This window comes from Mesorhizobium sp. WSM4822 (assembly GCF_055811155.1).
This window is the reverse complement of sequence record NZ_JBVVQM010000007.1, coordinates 354412-369464: the sequence shown is the minus strand read 5'-3', so window position 1 is coordinate 369464 and position 15053 is coordinate 354412. Positions and strand designations below refer to the sequence as shown.

Annotated in this window: 13 protein-coding genes; 3 read left to right on the top strand and 10 right to left on the bottom strand. The window is 63.2% G+C overall.

The features are described 5' to 3' along the window. Window positions 1–41: 41 nt before the first annotated feature. From AC0L3E_RS18830 to cpaB, 9 genes are all read right to left on the bottom strand, one after another. On the bottom strand, window positions 42–512 hold the full coding sequence (locus AC0L3E_RS18830; protein ID WP_127320645.1) for a hypothetical protein: 471 nt from the start codon (window positions 510–512) through the stop codon (window positions 42–44). A 163-nt stretch (window positions 513–675) separates the two neighbouring features. Then, entirely contained in the window at window positions 676–1497 is an 822-nt protein-coding gene (locus AC0L3E_RS18825) for a PA3715 family protein (RefSeq protein ID WP_473605340.1), read from the bottom strand. A gap of 134 nt (window positions 1498–1631) precedes the next feature. Further along, window positions 1632–2594, bottom strand: coding sequence for a type II secretion system F family protein (locus AC0L3E_RS18820; protein WP_473605339.1), 963 nt, complete (start codon window positions 2592–2594; stop codon window positions 1632–1634). A gap of 1 nt (window position 2595) precedes the next feature. Further along, window positions 2596–3561: a type II secretion system F family protein gene (locus tag AC0L3E_RS18815; RefSeq protein WP_473605338.1), complete on the bottom strand. Its 966-nt coding sequence runs from the start codon at window positions 3559–3561 to the stop codon at window positions 2596–2598. Between the two features lie 4 nt (window positions 3562–3565). Beyond that, on the bottom strand, window positions 3566–4987 hold the full coding sequence (locus tag AC0L3E_RS18810) for a CpaF family protein (protein WP_473605337.1): 1422 nt from the start codon (window positions 4985–4987) through the stop codon (window positions 3566–3568). After that, window positions 4984–6198 (bottom strand): CpaE/TadZ family protein, encoded by a 1215-nt coding sequence (locus AC0L3E_RS18805; RefSeq protein ID WP_013531961.1) that lies wholly within the window; start codon window positions 6196–6198, stop codon window positions 4984–4986. Before AC0L3E_RS18805 ends, AC0L3E_RS18810 begins: the two co-directional genes overlap by 4 nt. A gap of 49 nt (window positions 6199–6247) precedes the next feature. Further along, window positions 6248–6517: a hypothetical protein gene (locus AC0L3E_RS18800; protein ID WP_127269273.1), complete on the bottom strand. Its 270-nt coding sequence runs from the start codon at window positions 6515–6517 to the stop codon at window positions 6248–6250. 4 nt (window positions 6518–6521) lie between these two features. Next, the gene (locus AC0L3E_RS18795) at window positions 6522–7940 is read right to left on the bottom strand and encodes a type II and III secretion system protein family protein (RefSeq protein WP_473605354.1); all 1419 of its coding nucleotides are present in this window, start codon (window positions 7938–7940) and stop codon (window positions 6522–6524) included. A gap of 57 nt (window positions 7941–7997) precedes the next feature. Further along, window positions 7998–8924 carry a Flp pilus assembly protein CpaB gene (cpaB, locus tag AC0L3E_RS18790; RefSeq protein WP_245466310.1) on the bottom strand — a complete coding sequence of 309 codons (927 nt, stop codon included), beginning with the start codon at window positions 8922–8924 and terminating at the stop codon, window positions 7998–8000. 237 nt (window positions 8925–9161) lie between these two features. On the opposite strand from cpaB, the gene parE reads away from it, so the two are divergent. Beyond that, window positions 9162–11216, top strand: a complete 2055-nt coding sequence (parE, locus tag AC0L3E_RS18785; protein WP_127270722.1) for a DNA topoisomerase IV subunit B — start codon at window positions 9162–9164, stop codon at window positions 11214–11216. Window positions 11217–11260: 44 nt separating this feature from the next. Then, entirely contained in the window at window positions 11261–13327 is a 2067-nt protein-coding gene (locus tag AC0L3E_RS18780; RefSeq protein WP_473605336.1) for an FUSC family protein, read from the top strand. Here the strand turns inward: AC0L3E_RS18780 and AC0L3E_RS18775 are convergent. After that, complete coding sequence (locus tag AC0L3E_RS18775; RefSeq protein ID WP_473605335.1) at window positions 13324–14448, bottom strand: DUF2336 domain-containing protein; 1125 nt, start codon at window positions 14446–14448, stop codon at window positions 13324–13326. The two genes, AC0L3E_RS18780 and AC0L3E_RS18775, sit on opposite strands and share 4 nt — an antisense overlap. 150 nt (window positions 14449–14598) lie before the next feature. Between AC0L3E_RS18775 and AC0L3E_RS18770 the strand changes: the two genes are divergently transcribed. Next, window positions 14599–15051 (top strand): MaoC family dehydratase, encoded by a 453-nt coding sequence (locus AC0L3E_RS18770; protein WP_023810497.1) that lies wholly within the window; start codon window positions 14599–14601, stop codon window positions 15049–15051. Window positions 15052–15053 lie beyond the last annotated feature (2 nt).

Sequence of the window (15053 nt, the reverse complement as noted above, 5' to 3'; positions counted from 1 at the left end):
TCGATGGCCCGTGTCCCGAAACCGGACCCATGGATGCGAGATCAACCCTTGTTCAAGAGAGCGAGGTTGGCGTTGACGACGGTGGGATCGGCCATGCCGGCCTTCGCTTCGAGCAGCAGCGCCTTGGCCTTCTTGCGATTGCCGCGCAGCAGTTGCGAATAGCCCATATTGTTGACGATCTGCGGCTTGCGGCCGGCGACCTTCAAAAGCTGGCCGTAGGCTCGGTCGGCGAAGTCGAAGCGGCCGAGTTCATCATAGGAAGCGGCGAGCCCCATCCAGGCCTCCGCATTGTCGGCCTTCAACTCGACGGCCTTGCGGAAGTGCTTTTCGGCGAGGCCGTAATTGGCGTCGCGAAACTGCGCCTTGCCTTGCGCCAGATCGGAGGTTTCGGTGTCTTTTGCCGCCGGTTGGATGGCGGTGGTCTTGGTGGTGTCGACGCCACTCGTCGTACAGCCAGACATCATCAAGACGGCCGCCATTGCGGCCATTGCCGTGAAATTACTGTGACGCATGCCCCTGCCTCATCGCCCGATTTGCCGGGTCGTTCTTCAGGAAACACAATATATCAGCGGCGATTAAACTTCGGTGCCGAAACGCCGCCAAAATTCGGCTTCGGGCACACCAGCCATTAACCACGAGACGAGGGTTATCCCTGCAAGGACGCGAGCGGCCTTTTCACGGACCCATGACCTTGAGTGCCTCGGGAACCGGATAGCGGTTGCCGTCATAGCGCAGCCGGTAGGTCCGTTTCACCGGCTTGCCGGGATGGGACTGGCACTCGCCATCCTTGTCGGGAGACGGGTCATCGGTTTGCGTCCGCTCGAGCGCGACCATGTCGTGATAGCCGTGATGGCTCGTCGGGCTCATTGCCAGGCTGACCTCGGTCGAACGAAAGGATCCCGCGCAATTGGTGTCGCCCTCGCCGCCATTGCCGGCCACGACAAGGCCATCGAGCACCAGGCGCAGGGCATCGCCGGCGAGAACATAAAGCCGCAGGTCGGTTTCGCTGAAGGGGTTGGCTTGCGAATGGTTCGCGATTTCGATGCGCAGGCCGAAGGCCATGACCCCGGGCGCCAGCCTGTAGCGGCCGGTATCGAATTCGATCTTGCGGATGGCGATGGCATCATCGGTGATCAGCCCCGGCTGGAGCAGGCGCTGGCGCACCTGCAGGCTGTTCCTGTCGACGACCAGAAGCTCGATATCGCCGACATGGCCATCGTCGCTGGATTGGGCGCTGTCGATCAGCGGCACGGCCGCCAACAGGAGGTCGTCATGGGCAGGCCAGATCTTGCAGCTCAACCCAAACGGCGCGTCGCCATCCGTCAGGGCGATGCTGAAATGGGGTTCGAGCGTGAATGAGGTGCCGTCGGCGCTCTTTCGAGCTTTGGGGTAGGCCTGCTGCACCAGGGCGGCGGCATCGCCGCAATCGTCGGCCACGGCCCAGGCGGGCGATAGGGTGGCTGCGGCAAGGCCGAGGAAGAGAGTGCGCAACAGCATGGACTTCTCACCTGCAAGGCCGAGTACGGTCATAACAATGGTTTGTCAGTCCCCTTGCTAGGACTTTTGTGGGGCGCTCGCTGGAGCCGGACGATCTCAGCTCGAATCGAAGCCTCACACCTTTCGGCATCATGCTATTGCGCCGTCATTTTGACGATGACTGGAATGGCCGCGATCATCAGCACCACCGGCAGGATGCATACCACCACCGGCACCGACATCTTGGCCGGCAGAGCGTGCGCCTTTTCCTCGGCCAACGACATACGCTTATGGCGCATGTCGTCGGAAAAAACGCGCAACGCCCCCGACAGGCTGGTGCCGAGTTCCTTGGACTGCTGCAGCAGCGTGGCGAAGGAACGCACCTCGTCCAGGCTGAGGCGGTCGGCGAGCGCCTTCAGCGCATCGTCGAGGCTGCGCCCTGCCCTCAGCTCCAACGACACCAGCTGCAGGTTCTGGCTGAGCGCGGGATAGGTCTTGGCGAGTTCCTTGGAGACGCGCTCTATGCCGGCCTCCATGCTCATGCCGGCATCCGAGCAGACAATCATCAGGTCCATGAAATCGGGAAAGCCGTTGCGGTACTCACGCCTGCGTTCCCGCACTTTCTGGCTCAACACCAGGCCGGGCAGGAAATAGCCGGCCGCTCCCGACAGGATGACGAATGTCCAGCGACTGGCCATCGTCGCGTCCGGGCTGGCCATCCATCGGTTGAGCACAAACACACCGATTGCCGTGCCGATCATCGCGCTGAACCGGATCAGGAAGAACGTGCCGACAGCGCGCGGCTCCATGTAGCCCGCCTGGATGAGCTTCATGCGCAGCCGGGCGACATTTTCCGGATCGCTCCTGGCGTAGAATTCCTGCGCCCGCTTCACCGCCTTCTCGCGCACGACGCCGGCATTCTTCTTCTGCACCGGCTCTGGTTTGGCGGCCACGGGGCCGTTGTCGACCCTGAGCCGGCGCATGACCTCGTTGCGGTCGCCCTTCGCCATGACAACAGGCCAGGCAACAGCGGCAGCACCCGCCGCCAGCAGCAGGATGGCCACCGGCATCAATGAGGTCGGCGCAAGCGAGGCGAGGAATTCGATGAAGCCCTGCATGTCAGAACTTGAAATTCGACATTTTGAACATGATCAGATTGCCCAGCATCAGCCAGGTGATCGAGCCGCCGAGCAGGTACCAGGTTTTCGCCTCGCCCCAGACGTCGCGGTAGAAGCCCGGCATCAGCGCCATAATGGCGGTGAACAGCAACGCCGGCACCGCTGTCAGGATGTAGGCCGACATCCGACCTTCTGTCGCAATGGCGCGCACCTTGCGGCGCAGCTTGCCGCGCTCGCGGATCGTCGTCGCCAGGCCGTCGAGGATTTCGCGCAGATTGCCGCCCGAACTGGTCTGGATCGAGACGGCGGTGACGAACAGCGGCAGATCCTCCTGGCCGACCCGGTCGAACAGCGAGTTCAACGCCGAAACCAGATCGGAGCCATAGGTCACCTCGTCGGCGATGACGCCGAACTCGGTGCCGATCGGGTCGGGCATCTCGCGCGCCACCATGGCGATCGCCACCGGCACCGGGTGGCCGGCCTTCAGGCCACGCGTGATCAGTTCCAGCGCCTCCGGCAATTGCATGCCGAACCGCTTTACCCGGCGCTTGCGCTTGAAGCGCAGCGTGATCACCGGCAGCACCGGCACAAGCACCACAAACAGCACAAGCCCCATCAGCGGCGGCAAGCCGTACCAGATGGCGACCAGGGTCATCGCCATCGCCACGCCGCAGGTGATCATCAGGAATTTCGACAGCGGCATGATCATGCCCGACTGGGTCCGCAAAGCGCGGAACCGATCCAGCGAAAACAGCGGCGTGCCTGCGTCGAGGCCGCGTTCCTTGCGCAGTTGGACAAGCACCTGCTCCTGGCTGATCTTGTTTTCCTGCAGCTTCATGCGCCGGTTGATGGCGGTGCGCTTGTCGCTGCGGCCGGCATAAAGCAGGTAGCAGGCCTCGGCGATCAGGATGCCGGTCAGCGCGGCCGCGGCATAAACGACATAGATCGCGCTCATTCCATCGAACACTTGGCTACTCCTGCGGCCGGCCGGGTTCGAAATATCGTCCGGGAAACTCGATGCCCATGGCACGCAGATCCTCAAGGAAGCGCGGCCGGATGCCGGTCGCCTCGTAGTGGCCCAGAATCCTGCCGTCGGCCTCCATGCCGGTACGCACGAAGCGGAAGATCTCCTGCATCTGGATGACATCTCCTTCCATGCCGGTCACCTCGGCGACACTGGTCACCTTGCGCTTGCCGTCGGACAGGCGCGTCAGCTGAACGATCAGGTCGAGCGCGCTGGCGATCTGGCTGCGGATCGACTGCACCGTCATCGGCATGCCGGTCATGCCGAGCATCTGCTCGAGCCGCGAAATGGCGTCGCGCGGCGTGTTGGCATGGATGGTCGCCATCGACCCTTCGTGGCCGGTGTTCATTGCCTGCAGCATGTCGAAAGCCTCCTCGCCCCGGCACTCGCCGAGGATGACGCGGTCGGGGCGCATGCGCAGTGCGTTCTTGACCAGGTCGCGCTGCTTCAGCTCGCCATGGCCTTCGATGTTGGCCGGACGTGTTTCCATACGCGCGACATGCGGCTGCTGCAGTTGGAGCTCGGCCGCGTCCTCGATGGTGATCAGCCGCTCGTCTTCCGGAATGAAGGCCGACAGCGCATTGAGCATGGTCGTCTTGCCGGTGCCGGTACCGCCCGAAATGATCGTCGTCTTGCGGGCATGCACGGCCGCCGCCAGCACTTCGGCCATGTTCTGGGTGATGGCGCCGAATTCGACCAGTTTGTGCAGGCCGAGCTTGTTCTTGGAGAATTTTCGGATCGACACCAGCGGCCCATCGACCGCAACCGGGCGGATGGCCGCGTTGAAGCGCGAGCCGTCCAGCATGCGGGCATCGACCATCGGCTGCGATTCGTCGACACGGCGACCGACCGCGGCGACGATCTTGTTGACGATGCGCAGGAGATGCGCCTCGTCCTTGAACGGAATGTGGACCGGCTGCAGCTTGCCCTTCTTTTCGACAAAGCAGTTCATGTGGCCGTTGATCAGGATATCGTTGATGTCGGGGTCCTTGAGCAGCGGCTCGAGCGGACCGAGGCCGACCATCTCGTCGACGATGTCGTCGACCAGCGCGTCAAGCTCGACGGTGTTGATCGCCATCCGCTCCTGCTTGGTCTTTTCCGACACGAAATCATGCACTTGCCGGCGCATCTCGTCCTTGGGCAAACGCTCCAAAGCGACAAGGTTGATCTCCTCGAGCAGCAGCCGGTGGATACGCACGCGCGCATCGAGCACCTTGTTGGCATTCTTTGCCGGCGCTGTGTCCGGCTTTGCCGGCAAAGCCTTTCGGCTGGTCGGAATGATGACGGCATGATGTGCGACCGGCGTCGTCTCAGGCGCGCGCTGCGGACGCGCATCGCGGTTCTGCAGGGCGGAGAAGCGGCTGGTCATCCGGCTTTCCTCTTCAGTAATCCACGGCCCATGCCAAACAGCGAGCGCGATTTCGCCCGGGTTGGGACCGCTTCCTCCGGCAGGATGATCTTTTTCAGATCGTTGACGACATTGGCGTTGGGATCGATCTCGTGCAGCGGCACGCCGCGATCGACCGCTTCGCGCACCAGCCGGTAGTTGTTGGCGATGCCGCCGACGAAATGCTCGCCAAGAATTTCCTGGACGTCCGCCTGCTTGATGCCGTTGTCGAACATCTTCTGTTCGAAACGGTTGACGATGACGTTCGGCTTAACTTCCTTGCCGGCAGTCTCGTAGACCGCCTGGATCAGCCGCTGGGTGTGGCGCAGGCACGGCACCGTCATTTCCGCGACGATGTAGAGCTTGTTGGAACCGAGCAGCACGGTCTCCGTCCATGGAAACCAGGTGCGTGGCATGTCGATGACGACATTGTCGAAATAGGCCGAAACGAGGTCCAGCATGCGCACCACGACATCGGTCTTGAACGAGCGCATCTCTGCTGGATGCGCCGGTGCCGCCAGCACGCACAGCCCGCTGGCATGCTTGGACAGCATCACGTCGAGCAGTTGCCGGTCGAGACGCTCGGGCTGGTTCTCGATCTCGGTGATGTCGAAACGCGGTTCGAGGTCGAGATATTCGGCACAGGCGCCCTGCTGGAAATTGAGATCGACGACGCAGGTCGACGCGCCGCGCGTCACCGAGTGATGCAGCTGAAAGGCGGTCTGCAGTGCCAGCGTCGTGGTGCCGACGCCGCCCGCCGCAGGCATGAAGGTGTAGATCTGCGACTCGGTGTTTTCCTCGCGCCCAGGTCCCTGCAGCGCCCGCACGACGGAGCGCACCAGATCGGCCGTGGTGATCGGCTTGACCAGGAAATCCGCGACCTTGAGCTGCACCAGAATGCGCACCGCGGCGGCGTTGAACTCCTGGGTAACGACGACGACCGGAACCTTGTCCTCCAGCCGGCGCATAATACGCTGCAGCGACTCGACCTCCTCCAGCCTTGCCGCATCCATGTCGACGATGATGGCGCCGAAGTCGGCTTCCTGGATCTCGCCGCGCAACTCGGTGACGTTCTTCTCCACTGTCGAGAGCTGTATGATCTCGGAGGCGGAAAATGCGGTGCGCGTGTCCTGCGCAAATGTCCTGTCGGTCGATACGAGCAGGATCTTCCTGGTCTTGATGCCGTTTGCCATTCTGTCAGCCTGTCAGGTCGATCGACCGTTGGATCATTTGCCCGTGGGATCAATTGGTCGTGCTGGACTGCGACGCCTTGGCACCGGCCGCCTGATCGGGTGTGACAGCCGCGGCACTGCCTCGTTGGGCCGGCACCAGGAGCCTGGTGTTCTGGACCCCGTATTTCCAGGGATCGACCATCTGCATGACGGTGTTGGCGGCCTGCGCATTTCCGGCGCCGGCCGTCGGCCCTTCGCTGCGCACATAGTCGTCGCTGGTGCAGCCGGCGGCAAAGCCGGTCAGCAGCAAGGCGACGCTCGATCCAAAGACCAGACGCATGGCTTCAATCCTTCGGCAGGTCGAGGAAATGCCCAGCCGAAGCGGCCGCTGCAGGTTGAGTGACGCGGCCGTCTGCCAGCGCCACGGTGCGACCGGCATCGGAATCCTTCACTTCCTCGGTGTTGTTGAGAAAATAGTCGGCGTTGCTGGCCGGCTGCGTGCCATCTGTCGGCTCGACGAGCTTCTTCGACGGATCGACCGGCTTGACCAGATAGGGCGTCACGATGATGACGAGGTCGGTCTCGCGCCGCTGATAGGATTTCGAGGAAAACAGCGCCCCAAGCACCGGCATCTTGCCGAGGCCGGGAATGCGCGACGTGGTGATGTCGTTTTGCGACTGCAGCAGTCCAGCGATCATGAAGCTCTGGCCGTTCTTCAGGTCGACCGACGTCCTGGCACGGCGCACGATGAAGCCGGGAACCGAGATGGTGCCGATATTGTAGGAGGCCGACGCGTCGATCGAGGAGACTTCCGGCGCAATATCAAGGCTGACCAGCCCGTCTTTCAGAACCGTAGGCGTAAAATCCAGGCTGACGCCGTATTTCTTGTAGCTGACCGAGATCTTGCCGTCGTCCTCGGAGACCGGGATCGGAAATTCGCCGCCGGCGAGAAAGCTCGCTGTCTGGCCAGAACGGGCGATCAGGTTAGGCTCGGCCAGCCGCCGCGCCAGGCCGCGCTCTTCTAGCGCCTTGATGGCGATATCGATCGACACGCCGTTCGACAAAAGCCTGCCGATGATCTCGCCGGTGCCGGCGGCCGGCACTGTACCCGGATCGATCGAGACATCGCGGCCACCGAGGCCGTAGGCAAAATTGGCGGCGTATTTGGCGCCCAGATCCTGACCCGCCTGGCGGTTGATCTCGACAAAACGGACATTGAGCTGGACCTGCTGCGACGATGAGATGTTGACCGAGTTGATGACCTCCTCGGTGCCGGAAAAGCGCGTTGCGATCTTGTTTGCCTTTTCGGCGGCGACCGCGTCATCCGCCTCGCCCGACAGCACGACCCGGCCATTGGCCGATCCGACCTTGATCCTGGCATCCGGCACGCTGGCCCGAATGGTGCTGGCCAGCTGGTCTGTGTCGAGCGTCACCTCGATGTCGACGGTGCCGACAAGCTGCTTCTTCTCATCGAACAGCGCAATGCCGGTAGTGCCGAGATTGTTGCCGAGCACGTAGAAGGATTTGTCGGTCAGCGGATTGACGTTGGCGATCTCCGGGTCGCCGATGACGATCTGGTAGAAGGCGGCACTGGTCATGATCGTCTTCGGCTTGCCCTTGGCAACCTTGATCGACGCATTCTTGGTCGACGACACATAGACGATGTCGTTGTCAGCTCTCGCCGAGGCGCCGAAAGCCAGCATCGCGGCAGCAGCCAGCGAAGACGCGACAGCCACCGCACGCAAAATGCGCAACCGCCCCATGACCCGATATGTGAACAGCCCGAACATTGTCCCGTCCCTCACCCAGTCCCCACTGGCTTATTTCTGGTCCCGCGAAGGAACCTGGTATTCCTCGGCCTTCGTGCCGCGCGTTACGATGACCGTCTTGAACTTCGGTTTCTCCGGCTCCTTGGTGACGGCGTCGAACACCGAGCCGGCCGCGGCCTGCACATCCGAGGCGACCGATCCGCCGAAGGAGGAGATGGTGGTGACGCCGTTCTTGCCGTCACCGCCTTCGCTGGCGGATCGAAGCGACAGGGACAAGGTGCCGACGGTGCGGGCCAACGCCACTTTCTGCGCGCCGTCTGTCGTCACCTCGATAGTCACCGAATTGGAAATCTGCGGCGTCGTCTGGCGCTCGTCGGCGCCCTGCCCGACGCTCAGAACCTTGGCATCGGCGACGACGATCTCGGAGGTGATGGTCGAACCGGCGGCCCCTTGCGCATTCTTGGCCACTTCCTGAATTTCGCCGGCATCGCGCGTCAGCACCACGTCCACGCGGTCACCGGGCGTGACGAAGCCGCCGACACCGGCGATCTCATCGGTGCGGATGGTGACCGCCCGCATTCCAGGCGTCATCATGTTGGAGAGTGTCGCGCGGCCGTTCGGACCGGACAGCTTGGTCAGCAGCACCGGTTCGTTGACCTCGATCGGCGACAGCACCACGCGGCTGCCATCGGCAAGCAACGCATTGATGGTGGTGAAGGCGCCCTGCGGCACGGCCTCTTGCGACCACGGGATTTCGCTGAGCTGCGCGCGGTCGAGCGCCATGCCGTAGCGCAATGGGGCATTCGCCACCACGATGGTCTTGAACTCGACCTTCGGCACGACAGGGGCCGGGATAGACGACGTCTTCTCTTCGGAATCCGCCTTGGCCTGGCTTTTGACCCAGAAATCCGCGGCAAAGATCGAGATCGCCCCAAAAACGGCGGCGATGCCGATCATCGATATGGCCTTGCCCCTCACGCCTAAACCCCTGATATCAGCAGTTTCTTGTTTTGTTGGGCTCACGCTAGGCCGCATTGTTAAAGAATCAGGAATCTTGCGCGCCGGCATCGGACCTATTTCCGCCAGCTTGGTTATCGAATGGTTTTGGGTTAAGAGGGATCAGATCCCCGAACGGAACAGGAACCTCGGTCGCTTGGCGCTGAAAAGCGTGGCAGTATCGCGAGGTGATTCGCAGCACCGGACCCTATGGCAGGCATGGACGACAACAACGATCTCTTCGGCAATATGGACAAGCAGCCGCAGCCGGTTCGCACACCGGCGCGTCCGGCGGATCCGCTGGTGCAGGCCACCAAGCGTCCTGCCTCAATCAAGGATGGCAGCGAGGGCTATAGCGCTGCCGACATCGAGGTGCTGGAAGGGCTGGAGCCGGTGCGCCGCCGGCCAGGCATGTATATCGGCGGCACCGACGACAAGGCGATGCACCATCTGTTCGCCGAGGTCATCGACAATTCGATGGACGAGGCGGTAGCCGGCCATGCCACCTTCATCGATGTCGAGCTCTCGGCCGACGGCTATCTCGCCGTGACCGACAATGGCCGCGGCATCCCGATCGATCCGCACCCGAAGTTCAAGAAGCCGGCGCTCGAAGTGATCATGACGACGCTGCATTCGGGCGGCAAGTTCGACTCCAAGGTTTACGAGACATCAGGCGGCCTGCATGGCGTCGGCGTGTCCGTGGTCAACGCGCTGTCGGACCATCTCGAGGTCGAGGTCGCGCGGGGACGGCAACTGTATCGACAAAAATTCTCGCGCGGCGTTCCCGTGACCGGCCTGGAGCAACTGGGCGAAATCCACAACCGGCGCGGCACAAAGATCCGATTCCACCCCGACGAGCAGATTTTCGGCAAGGGCGCTGCGTTCGAACCGGCGCGGCTCTACCGCATGACGCGCTCGAAAGCCTATTTGTTCGGTGGTGTCGAGATCCGCTGGACCTGCGATCCGTCGCTGATCAAGGAAAAAGATCAGACACCGGCCAAGGCTGAATTCCATTTTCCCGGCGGCCTGAAGGATTATCTCAAGGCATCGCTCGGCGACGACTTCCAGGTGACTCGCGAAATCTTCGCCGGCAAGAGCGAGAAACAAGGCGGCCATGGCTCGCTCGAATGGGCGGTGACCTGGTTCGGCGGCGACGGCTTCATCAATTCCTACTGCAACACCATCCCGACCGGCGAAGGCGGCACCCACGAAGCCGGCTTCCGCAACGTGCTGACGCGGGGCCTGCGCGCCTATGCCGATCTCGTCGGCAACAAGCGCGCCTCGATCGTGACCTCGGAAGACGTCATGATCTCGGCGGCGGGCATGCTGTCGGTGTTCATCCGCGAGCCGGAATTCGTCGGCCAGACCAAGGACAGGCTGGCGACGATCGAGGCAATTCGAATTGTCGAGACCGCGATCCGCGATCCGTTCGACCATTGGCTGGCCGACAATCCGCAGGAAGCCTCGAAGCTGCTCGAATGGGTGATCGCGCGCGCCGACGAGAGGGTGCGCCGACGGCAGGAAAAAGAGGTGTCGCGCAAGAGCGCGGTGCGCAAACTGCGGCTGCCGGGCAAGCTCGCCGATTGCACGCAGAATGCCGCGGCCGGCGCTGAACTGTTCATCGTCGAAGGTGACTCGGCCGGCGGCTCAGCCAAGCAGGCGCGGGACCGCGCCAGCCAGGCCGTCCTGCCGCTGCGCGGAAAAATCCTCAACGTCGCCAGCGCCGGCAACGACAAGCTCGCCGGCAACCAACAGATTTCGGACCTGATCCAGGCGCTCGGCTGCGGTACGCGTTCGAAGTACCGCGATGAGGATCTGCGCTACGACCGCGTGATCATCATGACCGACGCTGATGTCGACGGCGCCCATATCGCCTCGCTGCTGATCACCTTCTTCTACCAGGAGATGCCGGCGCTGGTGCGTGGTGGCCACCTCTATCTGGCGGTGCCGCCGCTTTACTCGATCAGGCAAGGCGGCAAGGTCGCCTATGCCCGGGATGACGCGCACAAGGACGAGCTCCTGCGCACCGAATTCACCGGGCGCGGCAAGGTCGAACTCGGCCGCTTCAAGGGCCTGGGCGAGATGATGGCGGCCCAGCTCAAGGAAACCACCATGGATCCGAGGAAGCGCACGCTGCTCAGGATCGACGTGATCGACGCCGAGGCGGCGACCAAGGACGCCGTCGATGCGTTGATGGGCACCAAGCCGGAAGCCCGCTTCCGCTTCATCCAGGAACGCGCCGAATTCGCCGAGACGGAAGTGCTGGATATCTAGCCATCAGCCGGTTTAGCTTGCGCTTCTGATATGGAGACCAGCGTGTGATTGCGGCACGGCTGAAAGGCTATTTCGAAACCAGTTTGGCCGACCTGACGCAACCGACGCGGTCGGATTGGATTTTCGCTCTTCGCACCGTTTCAGCCGGCCTGATAGCGCTGCTGGCCGCCTACGCCCTAAAACTCGACCACCCGCAATGGGCCATGATGACGGTGTTCATCGTCGCCCAGCCGGTTGCCGGCATGGTGCTGGCGAAGGGCTTTTACCGGCTGCTCGGCACGCTGGTCGGCGGCGTCGCGGCGATCGGCATCACCACCGTATTCGGCACCAACCCCTGGGTGCTGGTGACGGTGCTCGCCGTCTGGATCGGCATCTGTACCTTCGTCTCATCGCTGCTGCGCAATCCGGAAGCCTATGGCGCCGCGCTCGCCGGCTACACCGCAATGATCATCGGTCTGCCCGCCTTCGGACAACCGCATCTCGTCGTCGACCTCGCGGTCGCGCGATGTGCCGAGATCGTGCTTGGCATTGTCTGCGCCGGCCTGACCAGCCGCCTGATCCTGCCAAAACTGGCCAGCGACGCCATCGTCTCGCGCCTGAAACGCTGTATCCTTGATCTTGCCAGCTATGCCGGCGGTGCGTTCTCTGGCGGCGACCCGGCAACGCTGTCCACGCTGCACCGAAAGCTGATCACTGATGCCCAGACGCTCGGCGAGATGCGCGCCTATGCCAGGCTCGAGGCGCCGAGCTTCGCGCCGCGCGCCCATCCAGTCCGGCGCACCATCGGACAGCTGCTCTCGGCCCTGTCGGCGGCACGCGCGCTGCATTCACACGCCGCCCCGAAGAATGCGGCGCTCATTCCGGTGCGCTCGGAACTGCAGTCGCTGGTCAGCGAGCTGGCGACCAAGCCCGGCGCGCTGGACGATACGGCGCTGTGGGTGGCTCGGCTCGATGCGATTTCCGGAAACGCCCGGCAAATGCCAGATGCCTCGATCGACCAGGGCGACGACAGGGTCGGCACCATCACCCGCCTGACCATCGCCGCCGATTTCGCCGAGGCGCTCAAGCAGGTGCTGCGCGGCCTCGACGCCCTGCGCGCGCCTGCCACGCGCCTGGCCAGGGGCAGCAGGCAGCCTGCGCTGGTGGTGCATCGCGATTACGCCGGCGCATCGCGTAACGCCTTGCGTGCTGCCCTTGCCACGCTGCTGGTCGCGGCCTTCTGGTTGACGACGAAATGGTCGGAAGCGGCCGGCACGGTCATCCTCGTTGCTGTCGTATCGAGCCTGTTTGCTGCTCGCCCCGACCCTGTGCAGGTCGCCTGGGGTTTCTTCAAGGGAACGCTGCTCGCTTTGCCCTTTGCCTTTCTCGTCGGCCAGATCGCGCTGCCCGCTTTGCCGGGCTTCGGCTGGTTCATGCTGTTTGTCGTGCCCATCCTTGTACCGACGGCGCTGGCCATGGCCAATCCACGCTATGTCGGCGTGGCGACGGCCTTCGCCATCAACTTCCTCGCCTTCCTGAGCCCGCACCAGGCGATGACCTACGATCCCGTACCCTTCTTCGCCGGGTCGGCGTCGATCCTGGTCGGCATCCTGCTGGCGATCGGTGTCTTCATCGTCGTGCTGCCAGCCGATCCGTGGCTCGCGGCCAACCGCATCGTGCGCGCCATGCGCGAGGATTTGGCGCGGCTTTGCCTGCATGAGCGGGTGCCGAGGCGGTCGGCCTTCGAGAGCCTCGCCTACGACCGCATCAACCAGCTGATGCCGCTAGTGCAGAATGCCGGTCAGAAGGGCGATGCGGTTCTGGGCGGCGGAGTCGCCGCCGTCACCGTCGGCCTGGAGGTCCTTCGGCTGCGCGATGCAAGCCAAAGCCATGCCATTCCATCCGAGACCGCGCTTTCGATCGCCAACTTCCTGAGGGGACTGGCGCGCGAACTGCTTTTCCGCGCCCCCGGCGATCCACAGACCTCGACCATCGCCGTCGCCCGGCAGTACGCAGCGAACATCGCCGAGCGAAACGGCACCGGCGAATTGCTGCAAATCGCAGCATCGCTGCGCATCATCGCCGCGGCGATGGAGGATTTCCCGGACTTTTTCGCGAGGGATAAAGGCTAAGCCGCCGCTATCGCCAGTGCGTGGCCGCGTGCGTTTTCGCGCAGCGCGTCGAGATGGATCGACTTGACCAGCGTGGCAAGATCGCCTTCCGCGGACTGCCCGCCCACCTCCTTGAGCATCAGCCAGCTGACCTCTTGCACACCGGCGACGCGCTTGCCGTTGGCGACCTCGCGCCAGATCTTCAGCGCGCGCAGGATGATGGCATGCGTGGCGGCGGCGAGGCCGACGCTGCGGAACAACGCCTGCAAGGCGACATCGTGCCCGCCGGCAAGCAGCGCCCTCACCCGTTGTTCGGACTGCTGGCTGAGCGCGACCAGCGCCGAGCCGAAGAAATCGACCTTGCCATGCGCGATGGTGCGGATCAGAAAGCTCGCGGTAAGGTCACCGCGCAGCCTGAGATGCTCGATCAGCGCCGCATGTTCTTCCTGGCGCGTGCCCTCGATCAGCGTCACCGAGGCCTTGACGCAGGCGTCGCGCATGACGCGGTCGGCTCGCGCCGCGCCCATCATCGCCATCACCAGTGGCGACGTTTTCAACATTTCGCCGAGCTTGACGAGCAGCATATGCCGACAGTCGGCCGGCAGCCTGATATCCGATATCAGCGCCTCGCGCACCAGCGGCAGGTGCCCATGCCGTTCGGCCATGCGGCGGAAGCTGAGCGAGGCGATGTCGGCGCCGCTGTTGGCGAGCAGCACCGCGCAGGCGTCCGCCTCGCCGATCTCGGCGATGGCCGCCGACAGCGCCATCGAGACGAGTGGCCGGTCGGCGATCAATTTCTGTGTCGCCTTCGGACTTGAGGCCACGCGGTTGATCAGGTCGGCGTCGGTGAGCAGCGGCGAGCGCGCCAGCACCACGCCGGCGACTTCCGGCTGGTCGGAGGCCAGCACGCTGATGATCTGCATTGGCGCTTGGTGGCTCATCGACAGCGCCTCGGCCATCGCCAGCCGCACCTTCGACGAGGCATCGTCGAGCAATAGCGTCAGCGCCGCCTCGGCGGCGCAACGGTCCTCGAAAGGCAATTCGGAATTGATATAGGCCCGGGCCAGAGCGCTCGCCGCCGCTGCACGCTCCGACACCCTGGCCGTGTAGATCCATTTCAGGAAATGCGAAACAACAACCATGCCCGCCTGCTTACGCCCCTTGTCAGAAGCTTCTGACCCCACTGACGACCGTAGGCAGAATTGGTTTACGAACCGTTCACCATGTTCATTAACTGGCTTGCGAGGCTGATTTGCAGCGCCTATCACCGTCAAGCACCTGAGGAGAAAGAAATGGCCGGGCTTTATCTCGAAGAGTTCGTTGTCGGCCATGTCTTCCAGCACACGCTGCGCAAGACCGTTACCGAAAGCGACAACATGCTGTTTTCGGTAATGACGCTGAACCCGCAGCCGCTGCATATCGACTTCGATTTCGCCGCCAAGAGCGAATGGGGCAAGCCGCTGGTCAACTCGCTGTTCACGCTCGGCTTGATGATCGGCATTTCGGTCAATGACATCACAGTCGGCACTACGGTCGCCAATCTCGGCATGAAGGAGACCGTGTTTCCGCATCCGGTCTTCCATGGCGACACCATCCGGGTCGAGACGACAGTCATCTCGGTGCGCGAATCCAGGTCGAAACCCGATCGCGGCATCGTCGAATTCGAGCATCGCGCCTACAACCAGCATGGCGATCTCGTCGCCAAATGCACCAGGCAAGCGATGATGCTGAAGAAGGCGATCTGACG